We start from the raw sequence: 19,535 nt of genomic DNA, 5'->3' as shown, positions 1-19,535 counted from the left end.
CGGTGTCCCGGGCGGCCCGGGCCTTGCTCGCGGTGTTGCGGGCCGCGGACAGCGCCGGCGCGTCGATCGGCGGCGGCAGCGTGTCGACCGGCTGCGCGCACACCGGGCACGGCTCGCCGACGTGCAGGTCGGGCCGCAGCGCCGCGGCGGTCTGCGCGGTCTGGGCGGCGGCTACGGCGGCCTCCGCGGTGGAGAGGGCGCTCTCGGCCGCCGTCAGCCGTTCGGCGGCGGTGTCCCGGTCGGCCGCCAGCGTTTCGAGCTGCCGGCCGACCTCGGCCAGCTCGGCGGCGAGCCGGTCGTGCTCGCGGTGCCGGTCGAGCAGGGCGCGCAGGGCTGCGGCGTCGCCGGCCTCCTCCAACCGGCGCGCCGCCTGTTCCTCGGCGGTCTCGGCGTCGGTGACGGCCGCCAGCGCCGCGCCGGCGGCGGCCGCGGCGCGTTCCGCGCCGGTCGCGAGCTCGGCGACCCCGGCCGGTGCGGTGACCCCGGCGAGCAGCCGACCCTCGGCGTCCAGCGCGGCCAGCGCCTCGCGGGCGTCCGCGGCCTGGCGCTCGGCGTCGGTCAATTCCGGCACCCGCGCGGCGACCTGGGTGTCGAGCTCGCGCAACTGCGCCACCCGCTCGGCCGCCTCGGTGACCGCCTGCTCGGTGGCGTCGGACAGGTCGGCGAGCAGCGCCTCGGCCGCCCGGACGTCGCTGTCGGCCTCCTTCGCGGCGGCCCGGGCCCGCTCCGCGACCCGCTGGTAGACCCGCAGGCCGAGCAGGTTGACCAGGATCTCCTGCCGCTTCGCCGGCTTGGCGTGCAGGAACTCGGCGAACTCGCCCTGCGGCAGCACCACGCAGGTGGTGAACTGCTCGTACGGCATGCCGACCGCGGTGGCGACCGCCTCGACCATCTCCGACGGGGTACCGGCGAGCACCTCGCCGAGCTCGTCCCGGTCGGCGTCGTCCAGGGTGGACAGGTCGAGGCCGGGGGGCAGCCGTTCCAGCCCGGCGCGCACCGTGTTCACCTTGCCGCGGGCGCTGCGCCGCAGCACCCGGGTCGCCACGTAGCGCACGCCGGCCGACTCGAACACCAGCCGCACCCGTGCCTCCGACGCCGACGGGGACAGCGCGTTCTCCACCGAGCGCAGGTGGTCCCAGCGCGGGACCGTGCCGTAGAGCGCGAAGCAGATCGCGTCCAGCACCGTCGACTTGCCCGAGCCGGTCGGGCCGAGCAGCACGAAGAACTCCGCGCCGGTGAAGTCGATCGTGGTCTCGTCCCGGAACACCGTGAAGCCGGCGATGTCCAGCCGGACCGGGCGCATCAGCCCACCTCCTCGTGCAGCCGGTCGAACATCTCCCGCACCGCGGCGTCGTCGTGGCCGATCTCGGTCAGGTAGTCGGCGAACAGCCGCCGCGGGCTCTGCCCGGCCCGGCCGACCCGCTGCGCGGTGCCGCCCACCTGCGCCAGCAGCTCCGGATCGATGCGCACCTCCAGCGCTCCGGGCAGCAGTTCCTGCACCCGCTCGCGCAGCCCGGCCCGCGGCTTCTCCCGCACGTACACCCGCAGCCAGGTGTCGTCGTCGACACTCAGCGCGGCCAGCTCGTCCAGGGTGCCGGTGATGGTGCGCAGCCGGCGGGCCGAGGTGATCGGCACCGGCCGGACGGTGGCCGGGGTGCCCGCGGACGCCTCCACGATCAGCACGCCGGGAGAGTTGTCCTGCTCGCCGAAGTCGATCGCGAGCGGACTGCCGGAGTAGTGCACCGGGCACGGACCGGGCACCGCCTGTTGCCGGTGCAGGTGGCCGAGCGCCACGTAGTGCGCGGAGCTGGGGAACAGCGTGGCGGGCACCGCGTACGCCTGGATGGTGTGCGCCTCGCGCTCGCCGCCGCCGGTGGTCGCGCCCACCACGGTCAGGTGCCCGGTGATCAGGTTGACCGCGTCGGCCCGGAACGAGCCGGTCAGCGCCCCCAGCAGCCGGCTCAGGTGGTCGGCGTAGGTCTGGTTCGCCTCCGCGCCGGTGAGCTGGAACATCTCGCTCGCCCGCACCGCGTAGCGCTGGGACACGAACGGCAGCGCCACCAGCGTGAACGCCTCACCGCCGGCCGTGGTGCCGGTCACCACCGGGTCGTCGGCGGACCGGATCGTGCCGCGCAGCGCGATGCCGGCCGCGTCGGCCCAGCCGCGCAGCGCGTCGAGCGCCGCGCCGTTGTCGTGGTTGCCGGCGATCGCCACCACCTGCGCACCGGTACGCCGCAGCGCGGTCAGCGCGCGCACCACCACCCGGGTCGCCTCCGGGCTCGGCGCGGCCGTCTCGTACAGGTCGCCGGCGACGATCACCAGGTCGGGTCGCTCCGCCTCGGCGATGCGCACCACCTCGGCGAGCACCCGGATGTGCTCGTCGATGCGCGGGCGCCCCTTGAGCACCTTTCCGACGTGCCAGTCGGAGGTGTGCAGGATCTTCACGGCCACAGCCCCCCTCGCGGCTTCCGGCACCGGCTACCGGCACCAGCACTGTAGGCCCACCCTCCGACACGGCCGGGCAGGCATGCCGAGGTGTGCGTCGGACCGTGTTCCGACGATCACCCGGTGGCGTCGAGAGCGTCCCTGCCGTCACCGCGGGACATCGATCGGCAACACCCCGGCAACAGCCACCGGCGACACTGCGTACCGGAGCCGGAGCCGGAGCCGGAGCCGGAGCCGGAGCCGGAGCCGGAGATGGAGCCGGAGACGGAGACGCGGACCGAGGCGAGGGAGGACGAGGTGCTGGTACGGATGCGGGTCGCGTTGCCGGACTCGCCCGGGTCGCTGGGCCGGCTGGCCTGGACGCTGGGCGTGATCGGCGCGGACATCCTGCAGGTCAGCGTGCTGGAGACGGGGTCAGGTCGGGCGATCGACGAGCTGTCCCTGCGGCTCGGCTCGTTGACCGTCGACCAGCTCACCGAGCGGGTCGAGACGATCCCCGGGGTACGGGTGCTCGCCGTCTGGCGGCCACGGGCGATGGTGGCGACGGCGGCGGTGGCCGTGTTCGGCCAGCTCGCCGCCGATCCGGGCCGGGCCGTCGCGACGCTGGTGGACGCGGTGCCCGACCTGTTCGGCGCCGACTGGGCCGCGCTGGTGGGCACCGGGCCCACCCCGACGCCGGTACTGACCAGCGTCCGGGCACCGGCATCGCCGGCGCTGGGCGCCATCACGCCGGGCCGTCCCCGCGGCACCTCGCTGGCCGACGGTACGACGGCGGCGTCGGCTCCGCTGACGGCCGACACGGTGCTGGTCGTGGCCCGGATCGCCGGGCCGGCGTTCCACCGCACCGAGATCGACCGGCTCGACCAGGTGTCCCGCGCCGCCGCCGCGGTACTGGCCGGGATCGGGGCGGCGCCGCCCGCGGGCGACGCCGCCCGGCGCCCGACCGACGACGCCGTGTCGCCCCCGGTCGACGCCGGCCGGTCCGCGGTCGACGGTGCCGGACGCCGCGCCGGGTGAGTGTCAGGGCGCCGGGATCGCCACGTACTTGGTCTCCAGGAACTCGTCGATACCGACCCGGCCGCCCTCCCGGCCGAGCCCGGACTGCTTCACGCCGCCGAACGGCGCGGCCGGGTTGGACACCACGCCCTTGTTCAGCCCGATCATGCCGGCGTCCAGCCGCTCGGCGACCCGCAGCGAGCGGGCCAGGTCCCGGGTGTACACGTAGGACACCAGCCCGTACTCGGTGTCGTTGGCGGCGGCGATCGCCTCGTCCTCGGTGTCGAACGCGGAGATCGCCGCCACCGGGCCGAAGATCTCCTCCCGGCCGATCCGCGCGCCGGCCGGCACCCCGGTGAGCACCGTCGCCGGGTAGAACGTGCCCGGACCGTCCAGCGCGGTACCGCCGGTGAGCACGTTCGCGCCACCGGCGACGGCGTCGGCGACCAGCTCGGTGACCTTGTCCCGGCCGGCGGCGTCGATCAGCGGGCCGACCACCACGTCCGGCTCGGTCCCGCGGCCCATCTTCAGCGCCGCCATCCGCTCGGCGAGCCGGCGGGCGAACTCGTCGGCCACCCCGCGCTGCACCAGGAACCGGTTCGCCGCGGTGCACGCCTCGCCGATGTTGCGCATCTTCGCCGCCATCGCGCCCTCGACCGCTGCGTCCAGGTCGGCGTCGTCGAACACCAGGAACGGCGCGTTGCCGCCGAGCTCCATCGAGGTGCGCAGTACCTTGTCCGCGGCCTGCGCCAGCAGCAGCCGGCCGACCTGGGTGGAGCCGGTGAACGACAGCTTGCGGGCCCGGCCGTCGCGCAGCATCGGCTCGACCACCTCGCCCGGCCGGCTGGTCGTCACCACGTTGAGCACCCCGTCCGGCAGCCCGGCCTGGGCCAGGATGTCGGTGAGCGCCAGCGCGCACAGCGGGGTCTGCTCGGCCGGCTTGAGCACCATGGTGCAGCCGGCGGCGATCGCCGGGCCGATCTTGCGGGTGCCCATCGCCATCGGGAAGTTCCACGGGGTGACGAGCACGCACGGGCCGACCGGCTGGTGCAGCACCAGAAACCGGCTCGCTCCGTCCGGCGCGGTCGTGTACCCCCCGTCGATGCGCACCGCCTCCTCGGCGAACCAGCGGAAGAACTCGGCCGCGTAGGCGATCTCGGCGGCCGCCTCGGCCAGCGGTTTGCCCATCTCCATCGTCATCAGCAGCGCCAGCTCGTCGGTCCGGTCGACGAGCAGCTGGTACGCCCGGCGCAGGATCTCGCTGCGTTCCCGCGGCGGCGTGGCCTGCCAGGCGGGCTGCGCCTCGTGTGCGGCGGTGAGCGCGTCCAGCGCGTCGTCCCGGTCGGCATCGGCGACCTCGCAGAGCACCTCGCCGGTGGCCGGATCGAGCACCGGGAAGCGGGCGCCGCCGGCGGCGGGCAGCCAGCGGCCGGCGATGAACAGCTCGCCGGGCACCGCGGCGAGCGCCTCCCGTTCGCGCTCGGTCAGGGCGTGCGCGGTCGTCTGCGGGGTGGTGGTGCTGCCTGTCATCGCTGTCGCCCTTCGTCGTCGCGATGTGCCCTCGACCGCTGCCGGATCTGCCCGACCGGTTGCCGACGGCGCGTCCGGGGACCATGCTAGGCGGCAGAAGGATTGTCGACAATCCAACGATACGCTCGCCGGCTGATTCGGGAGGACGTCATGGCGCACCTGTCACCGCTGCTCAAGCAGGCCACCCCGGTGCTCGTCGACCGGGCCGAGGGCGTCCGGGTGTTCGACCCGGACGGCCGCGGCTTCCTCGACTTCACCGCGGGCATCGGCGTCACCAGCACCGGGCACTGTCACCCGCGGGTGGTGGAAGCGGTGCGCGAGCAGGCCGGCCGGCTCATCCACGGGCAGTACACGACCGTCATGCACCGGCCGCTGCTGGAGCTCACCGAGCGGCTCGGCACCGTGCTGCCGGCCGGGCTGGACACGCTGTTCTACGCCAACTCCGGCTCCGAGGCGGTGGAGGCCGCGCTGCGGCTGGCCCGGCAGGCCACCGGGCGGCCCAACATCGTGGTGTTCGACGGCTCGTTCCACGGCCGCACCATCGGAGCCGCGTCGCTGACCCGCTCCGGGACCAGGTTCTCCGCCGGGTTCGCGCCGCTGATGGCCGGCGTGCACACGGCCCCGTTCCCGTACGCGTACCACTACGGGTGGGACGAGGACACGGCGACCGACTTCGCGCTGCGCGAGCTGGACTACCTGTTCGCCACCGGTACCGCGCCGGACGACACCGCGGCGATCTTCGTCGAGCCGGTGCTCGGCGAGGGCGGGTACGTGCCGGCGACCGAGCGGTTCCTCGCCGGCGTGCGGGAACGCGCCGACCGGTACGGGATCGTGCTGGTGCTCGATGAGGTGCAGACCGGGTTCGGCCGCACCGGGCGGTACTGGGGGCACGAGCACTTCGGGATCCGCCCGGACGTGCAGATCATCGCGAAGGGGTTGGCCAGCGGGTTCCCGCTGTCCGGGATCGCCGCGTCGGAGCAGTTGATGACGAAGGCCTGGCCGGGCTCGCAGGGCGGCACCTACGGCGGCAACGCGGTCGCCTGCGCCGCGGCGCTCGCCACCCTGGCGGTGATCGAGGACGAGCAGCTGGTGGGCAACGCCGCCGAACAGGGCCGGCGGCTGATCGACGGGGCCCGCAAGGTGGCCGCGGCGCACCCGGTGATCGGCGACGTGCGCGGGCTGGGGCTGATGGTCGGCAGCGAGTTCACCACCGCCGACGGCGAGCCGGACACCGCCACCGCCCAGCGCGCCCAGGCGGCGGCCGCTGCGCACGGCCTGTTGCTGCTGACCTGCGGCGCCTACTCCAACGTGGTCCGGATGATCCCGCCGCTGGTGGTCACCGCCGAGGAGGTCGACGAGGCGCTCGACCTCTGGTCGGCCTCCGTCGCCGACGCGACCGCCTGACGACCGCCTGACGACCGCCGTCCGTGGCCGGTGCATGCCGGCCACGGACAGCCGGGCGCGCCGCTACCGGTCGTCGAGCCGGCGGAACTGGAGGCGTTCGCCCTCGACGCCGCGCAGCCACATGTCCTGCGCCGCCTCGGCCATCGCCGGCAGCCCCTCCTCGACGGTGGCGAACACCGACCCCGGTACGAACCCGCGGTCGCCGTTGATCAGCAGGTTGTTGCGGCCGTAGAACAGCGCCAGGTCGATCACCTGGGGGCCGCCGTGCGCGGCGCTGCCGGTGTCGTAGCCGTACGCGGGGGAGCCGATCTCGGTGCCCTCGAACGCGAAGAAGCACACGTCGCCGGGCAGCGGAGTCACCGTCGGGTGCTCCATCGGCGGGCTGGTCGCGAGCGCCGGCAGCAGCGCGTAGATCTCGTTCCGGGCGTACTTGGCATGGTAGGCCGGTCCGTCCACCGGCAGCGCGTCCCACACCGCGGCGCAGGTCGCCGGCGCCTCGTCGTCCAGCAACCGGGCCACGCACGCCGCGCCCCGTTTGGCCAGGCTGATCTCCAGGAACCGCGCCATCACCGCCACCTCTCGTCGACTCGAAGGATGTCTGCCGCGCCGGTCAGCCGGCGTCGGGTGCCGTCAGCGGCCACGGGCGGACCGCCTCCAGCGCGCGGCACACCGCCAGTACCAGGTCGTCGGAGTGCCGCGGCCCGACCACCTGCAGCCCCACCGGTCGGCCGTCTGCGGTCAGCCCGACCGGCACGGTCGCGGCCGGCTGGCCGGTGAGGTTGAACGGATAGCTGAACGGCGTCCACTGCGGCCACCGGGTCCATTCGGACCCGGGCGGCACGTCGTGGCCCGCCTCGAACGCCGGGATCGGCACCGTCGGGGTGAGCAGCACGTCGTAGCGCTCGTGGAACGCGCCGAGCGTCACGCCGAGCGCGTTCCGGGCGTCCAGCGCCGACTGGTAGGCCTCCAGCGACAGCCGGCCGCCGGCCTCGCCGAGCCGGCGCAGCCCCGGATCGAGCTGCCCGCGGCGCTCGGTCGGGACGGCCGCGACGGCGTGCCCGGCGCCGGCCGACCACAGCGTCTCGAACGTGTCGATCGGGTCGTCGAAGCCGGGGTCGGCGAGCTCGACCCGCAGCCCCACCTCGACCGACAGCGCGTCCACCGCCTGCTCGACCAGGTCGATGACCTCGGCGTCGACCTCCGCATGCCCGAGCGTGGCGCTGTACGCGGCGACCAGCCCGCGCACCGGTCGGCGCACCGCCTCCCGGTACGAGCCGATCGGCGGGGCGAGCGCCGCGGGATCGCGCGAGTCGCGCAGCGACAGCACGTCCAGCGCGAGCGCCACGTCGTCGACCGAGCGGGCCATCGGCCCGACGTGCGACAGCAGCCCGAACGGGCTCGCCGGCCAGGCCGGCACCCGCCCGTAGGTCGGCTTGAAGCCGACGATCCCGCAGAACGCCGCCGGGATCCGGATCGAGCCGCCCCCGTCGGTACCGATCGCGAGCGCGCACAGGCCGGCCGCCACCGCCGCGGCACTGCCGCCGCTGGAGCCGCCCGGGGTCCGGTCCGGCGCCCACGGGTTGCGGGTCACGCCGGTCAGCGGGCTGTCGGTCACCGCCTTCCAGCCGAACTCCGGCGTGGTCGTCTTGCCGACCAGGACCGCGCCGTGTTCGCGCAGCCGCGCGGTGGCCGGCGAGTCGTCCGGCCACGGCTGGTCCGGCTCGATCGTGCGCGAGCCACGCCGGGTCGGGGCGCCGGCGAGCAGCAGCAGGTCCTTCACCGCCACCGGTACGCCGTCCAGCAGGCCGATCGGATTGCCCTGCCCCCACCGCTGCTCGGCCAGTTCCGCCTGGTCCAGCGCGCCGTCGGCGTCGATGTGGCAGTACGCGTGCAGTTCCGGGTCGCGCTTCTCGATCCGGCGCAGCGTCGCGGTGGTCACCGCCACCGGCGACAGCTCGCCGGTGGAGTAGCCGGCGACCAGCTCGGACGCGGTCCGGGCGAGCACGTCCTCGGTGGCCAGCCCGGCCGAGGTGGGTCCGGCCGGGTCGGCGCCGGAGGTGTGGGCGCGGGGCGGTTCGGTCATGTCCGGGTCCATCTGGGGAGCCCTTCCTGTCCGGGGCCGTCGGCGGCCGCCTCGCCCGCCGGGCGGCCGGCCGCGGTCGGCTCGGTGGCACGGCTGGGCACGTAGCCGAGATGCTTGTCGACGACATTGTGCAGCGGTCGGCCGTGCCGCCACCGGTCGAAGTTGGCCACGAACAGCGCCGCGAGCGTGTCCAGCGAGCCGACGAAGTCGCCGGCCATGTGCGGCGAGACGAGCAGCCCCGGCAGCGTCCACAGCGGAGAGTCGGCCGGCAGTGGTTCGGTGTCGAACACGTCGAGCGCGGCGCCGGCGATCGAACCGGACCGCAGCGCGGCGACCAGGTCGTCGGTGCGGACCAGCGGGCTGCGGCCGACGTTGATCAACCGCGCGCCGGGCCGCATCGCGGCCAGTGCGGCAGCGTCGATCATCCCGGCGGTCTGCGCGGTCAGCGGCGCGGCCAGCACCACGAAGTCCGCGGCGGGCAGCACGTCGAGCAGGTCGGCGGCGGCGTGCACGGTGCCGAGGTCGGGATCGTCGCGGCGGGCGGTGCGGCCGACGCCGGACACCCGCATCCCGGCCGCCGACAGCAGCCGGGCGATCGCGCGGCCGATCGGGCCGGTACCGACGACCAGGGCGGGACGGCCGGAGATCGTCTCGGTCTCCCGGTGCCGCCAGTCGCGCCGGTGCTGCGCGTCGAGGGTGCCGGCCAGGTCCTTGGCGTAGGCCAGCACGAGGCCGAGCACGTACTCGGCGATGGCCGCGTCGAACACGCCGCGGGAGTTGGTCAGCACGGTGTCGCCGTTGCGCAGCGCGTCGAAGGCCAGGGTGTCGACGCCGGCGCTGGCGATGTGCACCCAGCCCGGCGCGGCGTCGGGCGCGGGCCAGGCTTCCGGGACCGCGCGGGAGGCGAAGTCCCAGACGAACAGCACGTCGGCGCCGGGCAGCTCGGCGGCGAGCCGGTCGGCCGGCACGTACCGCACGTCGGCGGCGCGCTCGACCGGGGCCAGGCCGGGTGGCCGGTCGGCACCGCAGAGCACGACCACCCGAGGTGACACCCGAGCGAGCGACGAATCGGCTGGTCGAACCATATTGACACGGTAGAAACGGATCGTATGATTGTCAACAATCCGCGGATGAGCCCCGGAGGACTGTGCTGCGCGTTCGGGGGTCGGCCTTGGACATGCTGTTGTTCGATGGTCCGCTGGCCCAGCGCGGGATCGGGGTGATCGCCCCGTTCGATCTCGCGCTGGAGCGGGAGCTGTGGCGGTGGGTGCCCGCCGAGGTGTCGCTGCACCTGGCCCGCACGCCGTACGAGCCGGTCCCGGTCAGCCTCCGGATGGCGGAACTGGTGAGCACCGAGCGGCACGTGGTCGCCGCGACGCACGACGTGCTGCACGTCGAGCCGGAGGTGGTGGCCTACCTGTGCACCTCGGGCAGCTTCGTCAACGGCCTCGCCGCCGAACAGGCGCTGCGCAAGGTGATCATCGACGCCGGCGCGCCGGACGCGGTGACCACCTCCGGTGCGCTGGCCGAGGTGCTCAGCGCGCTGGGGTTGCGCCGGATCTCGGTGGTCACGCCGTACGACGCGGACCTGACCGGGCGGCTGCACGAGTTCCTGGCCGAGATCGGGGTGCGCACCGTGGCCGGCGAGAACCTCGGCCTGGGCAGCGGGATCTGGAAGGTCAGCTACCGCACCATCGCCGAGCACATGCTGCGGGTCGACCGGCCGGACGCCGAGGCGATCTTCGTGGCCTGCACCAACCTGCCCACCTACGACCTGATCGAGCCGCTGGAGGCCGAGCTGGGCAAGCCGATCCTGACCGCCAACCAGCTGACCATGTGGGCGTGCCTGCGGCGGATGGGGTTGCCGGTCGTCGGCCCCGGTCGGTGGCTGACCGACATCTAGCAATTGTCGACAATCGTGCGTCGAAGCGAGGAGGGACGGCCGTGAACGCCACCGTAGGGTTCCTGTACCCGGGTCATGCCGCGGAGGACGACTACCCGCGGGCGCAGCGACTGCTCGGCGACCGGTGGACGTTCGCGGTGGAACACACCGACGGCGAGGACCTGCACACCGTCGAGGCGCTGCTGGATCTCGGTGGCGCGCACCGGCTCGCGGCCGGCGCCGCCCGCCTCGCCCGGTACCGGCCCGCCGCGGTGCTGTGGGCCTGCACCAGTGGCAGCTTCGTGTTCGGTGCCGACGGCGCCGCCCAGCAGGTCAAGCAGCTCGCCGAAGCCGCCGGCGTCCCGGCGACGAGCACCTCGTTCGCGTTCGTCGACGCGGCCCGGGCACTGGGCGTACGGCGGGTCGCGGTCGCCGCCAGCTACCCGGAACCGGTCGCCCGGCGCTTCGGTGAGTTCCTCACCGGCGCCGGCCTGCAGGTGGTCGGCCTGGACAGCCACGGCATCACCACCGCCGCCGAGGTAGGCCGGCTCACCGACGAGGCGGTGCGCGAGCTGGCCGTGGCGCACGACCGGCCGGACGCGGAGGCGATCCTGGTGCCGGACACGGCGATGCGTACCGTGTCGCTCGTACCCGAACTGGAACGGCACCTCGGCAAGCCGGTACTGACGGCGAACCAGGTGACGATCTGGGCCGGGCTCCGGCTGATCGGCGCGGCCCCCCGGGCCGCGGCGCTCGGCCGGCTGTTCGAGACGGACCCCGGTGACGTCGGGGCCGGGGGAGGGGAAGCACGGTGGGCCTGACCCGGGTCGAACCGGTCAACCACGAGTCGACGTCGGCGATCATCGCCGACCGGCTGCGCCTCGCGATCATGGACGGCGACCTCGCGCCCGGCGACCAGCTCGGCGAGGCCGACCTGGCCGGCCGGTTCGAGGTGAGCCGCGGGACCCTGCGCGAGGCGATGCAGCGGCTGGTGGAGGAGGGGCTGCTGCGTTCCGAGCGGTACCGCGGGCTGTTCGTCTGCGAGCTGTCGCCCGACGACGTGCAGGACGTGTACGTCACCCGCAACGCGATCGAGCAGGCGGCCGCCCGGCTGATCCTGCGCCGCGGCGACCGGGCCGCGGTCGCCGATCAGCTGGACGCGATCTGCGAGCAGTTGCGGGCCGCGATCGAGGTCGACGACCAGCCGGCGGTCGGTCGCGCCGACGCCGCGTTCCACGAGGCGCTGGTCACCGCCTCCGGCAGCAGCCGGCTGAGCCGGATGGCGCGCACCCTGCTGATCGAGACCCGGATGTGCATCCGGGAGCTGTCCCGCACCTACGCCAGCCCGGCCGACCGGGTCACCGAGCACACGGCGATCGCGGCGGCGCTGCGCGACGGTACCGAGGCGTTGGTGCTCGGGCTCATCGACGCGCACATGGCCGACGCGGTGCAGCGGCTGGCGCCGGACCGCGACCTGCACTCCCCGTTCACCGACCTGGTCGACTGACCGGCACGACGCTCGCCCGCTACCCGCCGGTCCGGCGCTTGCGGGTTCGCCCGCCACCGGCCGGAACTGCGCCTTGCGGTTCGCTCGGCACCCGCCGGTCTATCGGCACCTGCGCCACCGCGGCCGGGCGTCGGTGCTCTGCCCGTGCTCGCCCCTTCGCCGCGATCCGCCGGAGGGGGTCAGAACGGGATGTCGTCCTCGTCGTCGGTGGCCCCGACCACCGCGAACGGGTCGGCCCGCTGCACCGCCGACCGGGTGGCCGTGGCCGGTGCGTCGCCCGCCTCCGACGGCCGGGTCGCCCACGCCGGGAACGGGAACTCCACCACCAGCGGAACCGGAATGTCGGGCTGCGCGACGAACATCGTCCCAGGCTTCGCGAGCGTCGCCCGCTGCCGCTGCGCGGTGGGCAGGTAGCCGTACTCCGGGCGGCCCGCCTCGGCCGCGTCGAGCCGGCCGACCACCCGGATCGCCGAGTTCGCCACGATCCGGCGTTCGATCTCGCTCGCGGTCTGCTGCGCGCCGATCAGGATCACTCCGAGCGACCGGCCACGCTCGGCGATGTCCAGCAGCACGTCCTTGATCGGGCTGGTGCCGTCCCGCGGTGCGTACTTGTTCAGCTCGTCCAGGACGACGAACAGCAGCGGCCGGGCGGTGCCGGCCTTCTCCTTGCGCTCGAACTCGGTGCGCAGCGTCACGCCGACCACGAACCGCTGCGCCCGGTCCGGCAGGTTGTGCAGGTCGACGACGGTGAGCTGGCCCGCCTCGGCGGTGGAGATCTGGTGCGGTCGGCGGGCCGGCAGGTCGCCGCGCACCAGCCGGCCCAGGTCGCGCTTGCTCGCCACCATCCGCCGGATGAACGCGTTCACGGTGCCCAGCCCGATCGCCGAGCCGGCCCACTCGGACCGGGTGTCGTCGTCGGTGAGCTGGTCGACCAGCAGGTCCACCAGCGCGTCGTAGCTGCGGACCACGGTGCCGGAGATGACCGCGGCGCCGTCCTCCGCCTCGATCGCGTCCCGCGCGAGGCGCGCCGCCACCTGGTGCACCACCATCGTGTACTGCTGCCGGTCGTCGTCGGCGTCGGCGAACACGTACGGCAGCAGCCGGTCGTGGCAGAACTCGTAGATGCTCCAGTAGAACGCGTCCACCCCGGTGGTACGGGCCACCACGTCCGGCGTGCCGTCCGGGTCGCCGGCGCGGGCCGGGGCGAACACCGACACCGAGGCGAACGCGCCGGCCGGCAGGCCGAGCCGGGCGTACGCGGCGCGCTGCTCGTCGTCCAGCCGGGTGTTGGTGTGGTCCAGCAGCAGCAGGTCCTCGCCCTTGACGTTGAAGATCAACGCCTTGGTGTTGGTCGACTCGGGTCCGAGCACGTCGGAGCCGAACACCGAGTAGAGCAGCCAGGTGGCGAACGAGGTCTTGGTGGCGACACCGGAGATGCCGGAGATCGACACGTGCGCGCCGCGGGTGCCGTCCAGGAAGTCGGCGTTGAGGTAGATCGGCTCGCCGTCGCGCCCGGTGCCCAGCGCGATCCGGCGCTCCATCCGGTCGAAGTACAGCGCGGTCGCCCGCTCGTCGGCAGCGGCGCGGCGCACCTCGGCGCCGGGCATCGGCGGCACGTACATCTCCGGCTCCAGCCGGGTGGTGGTGATCTCGGCCGCCTCCTGCACCTGCGCGGGCAGGGTGCCCTCGGAGATCAGGAACACGTCGGAGTCGAACTGGGCGCCCTCGTGCCGGGCCCGCACCTGGGTGACCACCCCGGCGATCGTCACCGGATCGCGCCCCGGCACCTGCCGGTCGGTCACCACCACGTCGTCGAGCTGCAGGTACGCACCCGGGCGGACGGCGACCCAGAAGCTCAGCGGCGTCGCGTCGGCGGTGCCCAGGACGCGGCCGACGACCGCGCCGGGGTCGACCTCCGGCTCGTCGACGGACAGCTCCTCCCACGCCACCGCATCGTCCGCCTCGGTTCTCGGCTGGACCTGGGTCATGACCCTCGACACTCCCTGCTCGTCGTGCGGTACCGCCCCATCGTGCCGCACCGCGCCCGCCCCGCCGCGCCGAACCGCCCGTACGGTGCCGGGTGACACCGTCCCGTCACGCCCGGACGTACCGCAACAGCAGGTTGTCGTCGGCGGCGAGCACGTGGCCCAACCGCAGCGCCCGGGCGGCGGCCGGCGGACCGGCGGTGATGCGGCCCGCCCCCGGCCCGGTCAGCTGCGGAGAGACCGTCAGGCACAGCTCGTCCACCGCGTCGGCCTCGGTCAGGCTGCCGAGCAGGTGCGGACCGCCCTCGCAGAGCACCTGGCGCAACCCGCGGTCGGCCAGCTCGGCCAGCGCCGCGGGCAGGTCGAGCTCGGCGTCGCCGTGCACCAGCACGTCTGCGACCTGTGACAACGTCCGTCGCCGGTCGGCCGGCGAGCCGCCGTGGGTGAGCACGATCGGCCGGGTCGGCGCGTCGGTGAACATCGCGCTGCCCGGATCGAGCTCCAGCCGGCTGGACACCAGCACCAGCGGCGGGTCGTCGGACAGGCCGGCGGTACGGCGCCAGGCGCGGCGCCGCTCGCCCAGCCGCATCGCCCCGTAACTCTCGTGCCGGAGCGTGCCGGCACCCACCATCACGGCGTCACAGACCATCCGCAGCAGGCCGAACACCCGCTTGTCGGCCGAGCCGGACAATCCGGCGGAGTAGCCGCCGACGGTCACCGCGCCGTCGGCGCTGGCGACGAAGTTGACCCGGACCTGCGGTCGACTCCGGTCGGCCGGCAGGTAGCAGTCGAGCACCTGCTCGTCGGTCAGCGGCGCCGCGTCCGGGCCTGGCCACAGTCGGTACATGCCGGTCATGATCGCGCATCACCCGCGCCGCCCGGGACGCCGGGCCACGCGTCGACGACCTGGACGTGACGCAGTCCGCCCGACGACGCGATGTGGGCGAACCAGGCCGCACACTCCGGCACCGTGCCCACCGACCGGGCCGACTCCTCGGCCGCGGCCCGGTCGCGCCAGACGATCACGTCCAGGAAGGAGCCGTCGTCCTGCCGGGTCAGGTAGGCGGCGAGGCAGCCCGGGAACCGCGCCCGCAGTGCGGCGAGCATCGCCGGTCGCTCCGCGACCAGCCGTTCCTCGGCACCCGGCACCACCCGGAACGCCGCGAGTTCGATCACCATGGGCGGCACCCTAACGGCGGGGGCCGACATCCGCCGGTGAGCCCGGTCGCGCCGGTCTCCGGTGTCGCCGCGGCGGCTGGGGGTCAGAGCATCTCGCGCAACACCTCCCCGACCTCGGAGGTGGCCAGGCCGAAGGCGCGCTCGGTCTCGCCGGCGTCGACCAGGAACCGGCCGGTGTCCATGAACCGGGTCTCGAACAGTTCGGGCCAGAACGGGTCGGTGAGCCCGAGCAGCGTGATCTCCCGGTCGGTCATGGTGGCGAGCTGCGGCCGCGGCGCTCCGGCGAGCGTCGCGAACCGGGTCGCCAGCTCGCGCATCGTCGCCGTGATGGTGGGTGCCAGCCACGGCCGGCCCCAGGAGCTGTCGGCGCGGGCGACCGCGACCAGGGTGCGTGCCACGTCGCCGATCGCGCTGAACGAGTGCGGGTGGTCGAGCTCGGCGGGCACCAGCACCGGCCGGCCGACCCGCACCGGGGCGGCGACCAGCAGGGAGAACAGCGACACGGCGCCGGCGCCGAGGAACTGGCCGGCACGCACCTCGGTGGCCCGCAGCCGGCCCGCGTCGTGTGCCTGCTTCGCCTCCCGCCACATCGCGGCCCGGGTCGCGCCCTTCGGTCCGGTCGCGCGTTGCGGCGTGGCGGCGGTGACGGGACCGTCGACCGGCCCGTACCCGTACAGGTTGCCGAGCATGACGTAGCCGGCGCCGGTGCGCTCGGCGGCGGTACGGATCGAGCCGAACAGTGGCGGGATCGTCTGCGGCCAGGTGTGGTAGGCGGTGGCCGCGCAGTTGAACACGGTCGCGGCGCCGTCGGCGAGTCGGGTCAGCGCGTCGGTGTCGGTGGCGTCGAGTGCGACGTGTTCGACACCGGGCTCGTCGGGGCCGCCGCGCCGGTGCACGACGCGGACCTTGTCCCCGTCGGTGGCCAGCAGCCGGGCCGTGGCGAGCGCGGTGGCGCCGCCACCGACGATGACGTGCATGGACATGGTGCCTCCGGAACGAATGTCGGATGGTCGTGGTTCGCTTGGTACGAACGCGTTTCCAGACTCCGGCGCGGACCCGGCGGCAACCACGGGTCGGCCGGCCAGGCACCCGGAGGATCCGGCCATGCACCGTCTCGCCGTCGTCGCCGTTCCGCCGGTGACGAGCTTCGAGCTGTCGATTCCCGACATCGTGTTCGGCCAGGCCCGGGTCGGCGCCGCCGCCGCGTACGAGGTGGTCTGCTGCGCCGCCGATCCGGGGCCGGTGGACGGCATCGGTGGTCTCGGGCTCACCGTCGACCGGGGCCTGGACGCGCTGGCCGGCGCCGGCACGGTGCTGGTGGCCGGCGGTGTCGACCTCGCGTCGCCGGAACCCCGGGTCGCTGCCGCTCTGACCGCCGCGCATGCCGCCGGCGCCCGGCTGGTGGCGCCGTCCTGCGCCGGGGCGTTCCTGCTGGCCGGTTGCGGCCTGCTGACCAGCCGGCGGGTCGCCATCGGCCCGCAGCTGGCCGACCGGTTCCGGCGCCGCCATCCGGACGTCACGGTGACCGACGCGCTGTTCGTCGACGATGCCGGCGTGTACACCTGCGCCGGGCATGCCGCCGCGATCGACCTGTGCCTGCACCTCGTCGGCCGTGACCACGGTGCGGCGGTGGCGGGCGCGGTGGCTCGCGGCTTGGCGGTGGCGGCACCGCGTCCGGCCTCGGCGACGCCGCCGACCGAGCCGGTCGCCGGGCTGGCCGCCACATCGCTCGCCCGCACCCGGGAGTGGATGCTGACCCGGCTCGGCGAGCCGGTCCAGCTCACCGACCTCGCCCGGCACGCCAACACCAGCGTGCGCACCCTGACCCGCCGGTTCCGCGCCGAGACCGGGTCGAGCCCGCTGCGCTGGCTGCTGGCCCGGCGGCTCGACGAGGCACGGCGGCTGTTGGAGTGCACCGACCTGCCGGTGGAGGCGGTCGCCCGGCGCGCCGGCCTGGGCACCGCCGACTCGCTGCGGGCGCATTTCCACCGGGAGCTGGGCCGCACGCCCAGTTCGTACCGCGCCGGCTACCGCACCGCCCCAGCCACGACGACTTCCTGAGCCCGGGTGCGCGGGCAGTACACACGTCGCCGGAGCCGCCCGGCCGCACCGGCCCCGGTGGGAGCCCGCGCGGTCCGGCGACCCGCCGGGAGTCGCCGGACCGCCGCGACCGCGGTCGCCGGGACGTCAGGGCGTCAGCAGGCGGCGGGCTCGGTCCGGGCCGAGCGCGAGCAGCAGGGTCGGCAACCGGGGCCCGGTGTCCGCACCGACGAGCAGCCGGTACAGCAGGGTGAAGTACGACCGTTGCGCCGCGCGGACCGCCTCGTCGGCCGGTGCGTCCGCCGCCAACCCGTTGAGCCGCTTGGGTATCCCGTACACCAGTGCGGTCAGTGCGGCGAGGTCGCGACGGCCCGGGAGTTCGGCGGTGAGCAGGGTGAGGCCCTCCCGCTGCCGGTCGGTGAGGGTGGCGAGCAGCGCGGTGTCCGGCTCCGCGCGGACCCGGGTGCGCCGCTCCGGCGGTACGTGCCGGGCCAGCCAGGCGGCCGCGAGCGTGCGGCGCGGTTCGACGTCGGCCAGCCGCAGCCGCGCCCCCTCCGCCTGTCCGAGGATCCGCTCGGTGGAGCGCGGATCGCCCGCGGTCACGTCCAGTACCGAGGTGAGCACCCGCCACGGCACCGCCCGCCGCGGCCCGACGAGCCCCGGTGCGCTGGCCCGGCGGTACGCGGTGGCGTCGGCGGCGCTCGCCGTGCCGGCGGCGACCCGGGCGGCGAGCCGGTCCCACTCGTCGTACAGCCGGGTGACCTCGGTACCGAAGTCGATGGTGATCGCCTGCTGCGGCCGGCGCCGCGCGTACAGCCAGCGCAGCATCGCCGGTTCCAGGATGGCGAGCGCTTCCGCCGGGGTCGGTGCGGTGCCGGCGGACGACGACAGCTTGGCGGCGCCGCGGGTGCCGACGAAGCCGTACCCGAGCAACGAGGGCGGCCGGGCGCCGAACACCTCGGCGCAGATCCGCCGGCCGACACCGAACGACGAGGACGGTGCCGCGTGGTCGGCGCCGGCGGCCTCGAACGCGACCGGTTCGGCCGCCCAGCGCATCGGCCAGTCGACCTTCCAGGCGAGCTTGCCGTGGTTGGCCTCGGCGAGCCGGAAGCCGTCGGCGCCGCACCGCGCGCACTCGTACCGCAGCGCGGTGCTGTCCTCCCGGTAGTCGGTGATCCGGGTGTCGTCGGCGCCGCAGCGCCGGCAGTACACCCGGTACGGCCAGCTCTCCGCCGGCTCGCCGCTCGCCGCGTCGCCGGTACCGCGGGGATCGGTACCGCGGGCGGCGGCGAGGATCGCGGCGATGCGCCGCCGCCCGGCCATCGCGGCCAGCACGGCGCCGGTGTAGTGCCCGGCGGCGTACCGGGCGGACTGGCTGACGACGCGCACCCGGACGCCCAGTGCCGCCAGCGCGGCGTGCAGCGGTGCGGTGAACCGCTCCGCCCAGCTGTCCAGCTCGCCGTACGGGTCGGGCACCGCGGCGAGCGGCCGGCCGAGGTGCGCGGCGAAGTGCGCCGGTACGCCGGCCGGCAGCCGCCGCAGCCGGTCGTGGTCGTCCAGGAACAGCACGTGCTCCACCGGTACGCCGCGCGCCGCGAGCTCCGCCGCGACCAGGTGCGGGGTGAGCAGCTCGCGCAGGTTGCCCAGATGGATCGGGCCGGACGGGCTGATCCCGGAGGCGCAGACCAACAGCCCGTCGCCGCCGCGCCGCCGGTGTTCGGCGAGCGCGTCGTCGGCGGCCCGGGCGGCCCAGTCGGCGGAGCCGCCGGAAGATCGGCCGGCGCCGCCCGCCGACGCGCCGCTCGGACGAGACGGTGCGGCGTCCGGGTCGGACGTCGTGGCCGGGCGGGGTTGGGCGGCGTCCGGGTCGGACATCGTTGCTGGGCGGGACGGGGCGGCGTCCGGGTCGGCCGTCGTGGCCGGGGGAGACGCGGCCGTGGTTGCGGGCGCGGTGGCAGGGAGAGGGAAGGGAGCAGGAGTCGACACGATGACCTCGCGGGTGCCGGAACGGGCAGGGCCGGCGGTACGCTCCGGACCCGCGAGCAGGCGTGCGGTGGTGGCCGTCGGCAGCACCGGACGCCGGACCGCCGTGCGGGGTGCTGGCTCAGCTCCCCTGGGCGCGGGTCCGGCGCGGTTTGCGCTGGCTGCCACGGATCATCGGGCCCATCCTACGACGAGCGGTCGGGGGACGACTCACTCGCCGGGCGCGCCGGTGGCGGGCTCCTGTGGTGGCGGCGTCGTCTGGTGCTGGCAGTCGCACCAGGCGCGGCCCTTGCAGTCCTGGTGCCGCCGCTCGCGGCAGGCCGGACAGATCATGCCTGTAGTAACCCACCTCGGGCCGTCCGGCGCAGCCCGGTCGGGCCCCGTCACCCGGCCGCGTCACCCCGGCCCGGCGGCGAACCACGTCGCCCGCCCCCGCCGAGCGGGCTGATCGAGCCGCGCTGATCGAGCCGCGCGGGGGCCGTCGAGCCGCGCGGGGGCCGT

The 19,535-nt window shown here is 75.0% G+C and carries 17 protein-coding genes; 6 read left to right on the top strand and 11 right to left on the bottom strand.

What is annotated here, in order from left to right:
- Positions 1 to 1,303, bottom strand: a 1,303-nt coding sequence (locus NUM_RS11290) for an AAA family ATPase (protein WP_207124758.1), incomplete at its 3' end; no start/stop codon positions are given.
- Positions 1,303 to 2,445 (bottom strand): exonuclease SbcCD subunit D, encoded by a 1,143-nt coding sequence (locus NUM_RS11285; RefSeq protein WP_207124757.1) that lies wholly within the window; start codon positions 2,443 to 2,445, stop codon positions 1,303 to 1,305. The genes NUM_RS11290 and NUM_RS11285, both read right to left, overlap by 1 nt.
- Before the next feature lie 123 nt (positions 2,446 to 2,568).
- Between NUM_RS11285 and NUM_RS11280 the strand changes: the two genes are divergently transcribed.
- Positions 2,569 to 3,462: an ACT domain-containing protein gene (locus NUM_RS11280; RefSeq protein WP_207124756.1), complete on the top strand. Its 894-nt coding sequence runs from the start codon at positions 2,569 to 2,571 to the stop codon at positions 3,460 to 3,462.
- 3 nt (positions 3,463 to 3,465) lie between these two features.
- On the opposite strand, the gene NUM_RS11275 is transcribed toward NUM_RS11280, so the two are convergent.
- Complete coding sequence (locus NUM_RS11275; RefSeq protein ID WP_207124755.1) at positions 3,466 to 4,971, bottom strand: NAD-dependent succinate-semialdehyde dehydrogenase; 1,506 nt, start codon at positions 4,969 to 4,971, stop codon at positions 3,466 to 3,468.
- Positions 4,972 to 5,121: 150 nt separating this feature from the next.
- On the opposite strand from NUM_RS11275, the gene NUM_RS11270 reads away from it, so the two are divergent.
- Positions 5,122 to 6,375, top strand: a complete 1,254-nt coding sequence (locus NUM_RS11270) for an aspartate aminotransferase family protein (RefSeq protein ID WP_207124754.1) — start codon at positions 5,122 to 5,124, stop codon at positions 6,373 to 6,375.
- Positions 6,376 to 6,438: 63 nt separating this feature from the next.
- Here NUM_RS11270 and NUM_RS11265 read toward each other — a convergent pair whose 3' ends face one another.
- Genes NUM_RS11265 through NUM_RS11255 form a run of 3 tightly spaced genes read right to left on the bottom strand, consistent with a single transcriptional unit; the run spans position 6,439 to position 9,543 of the window.
- Positions 6,439 to 6,942, bottom strand: a complete 504-nt coding sequence (locus tag NUM_RS11265; protein WP_207124753.1) for a DUF3830 family protein — start codon at positions 6,940 to 6,942, stop codon at positions 6,439 to 6,441.
- 43 nt (positions 6,943 to 6,985) lie between these two features.
- On the bottom strand, positions 6,986 to 8,458 hold the full coding sequence (locus NUM_RS11260) for an amidase (RefSeq protein ID WP_207124752.1): 1,473 nt from the start codon (positions 8,456 to 8,458) through the stop codon (positions 6,986 to 6,988).
- Positions 8,455 to 9,543: a D-2-hydroxyacid dehydrogenase gene (locus NUM_RS11255; RefSeq protein WP_207124751.1), complete on the bottom strand. Its 1,089-nt coding sequence runs from the start codon at positions 9,541 to 9,543 to the stop codon at positions 8,455 to 8,457. The genes NUM_RS11260 and NUM_RS11255 overlap by 4 nt, the downstream gene beginning before the upstream one ends.
- A 92-nt stretch (positions 9,544 to 9,635) precedes the next feature.
- Between NUM_RS11255 and NUM_RS11250 the strand changes: the two genes are divergently transcribed.
- From NUM_RS11250 to NUM_RS11240, 3 genes are read left to right on the top strand one after another with little or no spacing between them, the layout of a single operon-like run.
- Positions 9,636 to 10,361: a maleate cis-trans isomerase family protein gene (locus NUM_RS11250; RefSeq protein WP_207124750.1), complete on the top strand. Its 726-nt coding sequence runs from the start codon at positions 9,636 to 9,638 to the stop codon at positions 10,359 to 10,361.
- 41 nt (positions 10,362 to 10,402) lie between these two features.
- Positions 10,403 to 11,161 (top strand): maleate cis-trans isomerase family protein, encoded by a 759-nt coding sequence (locus NUM_RS11245; protein ID WP_207124749.1) that lies wholly within the window; start codon positions 10,403 to 10,405, stop codon positions 11,159 to 11,161.
- The gene (locus tag NUM_RS11240; protein WP_207124748.1) at positions 11,152 to 11,847 is read left to right on the top strand and encodes a GntR family transcriptional regulator; all 696 of its coding nucleotides are present in this window, start codon (positions 11,152 to 11,154) and stop codon (positions 11,845 to 11,847) included. The genes NUM_RS11245 and NUM_RS11240 overlap by 10 nt, the downstream gene beginning before the upstream one ends.
- 179 nt (positions 11,848 to 12,026) lie before the next feature.
- On the opposite strand, the gene NUM_RS11235 is transcribed toward NUM_RS11240, so the two are convergent.
- The 4 genes from NUM_RS11235 to NUM_RS11220 form a co-directional block, all read right to left on the bottom strand.
- On the bottom strand, positions 12,027 to 13,835 hold the full coding sequence (locus tag NUM_RS11235) for an ATP-binding protein (protein WP_225918501.1): 1,809 nt from the start codon (positions 13,833 to 13,835) through the stop codon (positions 12,027 to 12,029).
- A gap of 106 nt (positions 13,836 to 13,941) precedes the next feature.
- The gene (locus tag NUM_RS11230) at positions 13,942 to 14,688 is read right to left on the bottom strand and encodes a pyrimidine reductase family protein (RefSeq protein ID WP_207124747.1); all 747 of its coding nucleotides are present in this window, start codon (positions 14,686 to 14,688) and stop codon (positions 13,942 to 13,944) included.
- Entirely contained in the window at positions 14,685 to 15,011 is a 327-nt protein-coding gene (locus tag NUM_RS11225) for an antibiotic biosynthesis monooxygenase (protein ID WP_207124746.1), read from the bottom strand. Before NUM_RS11225 ends, NUM_RS11230 begins: the two co-directional genes overlap by 4 nt.
- Positions 15,012 to 15,094: 83 nt before the next feature.
- The gene (locus NUM_RS11220) at positions 15,095 to 15,994 is read right to left on the bottom strand and encodes an NAD-dependent epimerase/dehydratase family protein (RefSeq protein WP_225918499.1); all 900 of its coding nucleotides are present in this window, start codon (positions 15,992 to 15,994) and stop codon (positions 15,095 to 15,097) included.
- Between the two features lie 121 nt (positions 15,995 to 16,115).
- Between NUM_RS11220 and NUM_RS11215 the strand changes: the two genes are divergently transcribed.
- Positions 16,116 to 17,072, top strand: a complete 957-nt coding sequence (locus tag NUM_RS11215; protein ID WP_225918498.1) for a GlxA family transcriptional regulator — start codon at positions 16,116 to 16,118, stop codon at positions 17,070 to 17,072.
- A gap of 126 nt (positions 17,073 to 17,198) precedes the next feature.
- Here the strand turns inward: NUM_RS11215 and lysS are convergent, their stop codons facing one another.
- Positions 17,199 to 18,926, bottom strand: a complete 1,728-nt coding sequence (gene lysS, locus NUM_RS11210) for a lysine--tRNA ligase (RefSeq protein ID WP_207124745.1) — start codon at positions 18,924 to 18,926, stop codon at positions 17,199 to 17,201.
- Positions 18,927 to 19,535 lie beyond the last annotated feature (609 nt).

The sequence above is a fragment of the Actinocatenispora comari genome (genome assembly GCF_017312725.1).
Lineage (GTDB): Bacteria > Actinomycetota > Actinomycetes > Mycobacteriales > Micromonosporaceae > Actinocatenispora > Actinocatenispora comari.
Note: the sequence above shows the minus strand (reverse complement) of the source record. Positions and strands in the feature narration are given on the sequence as shown.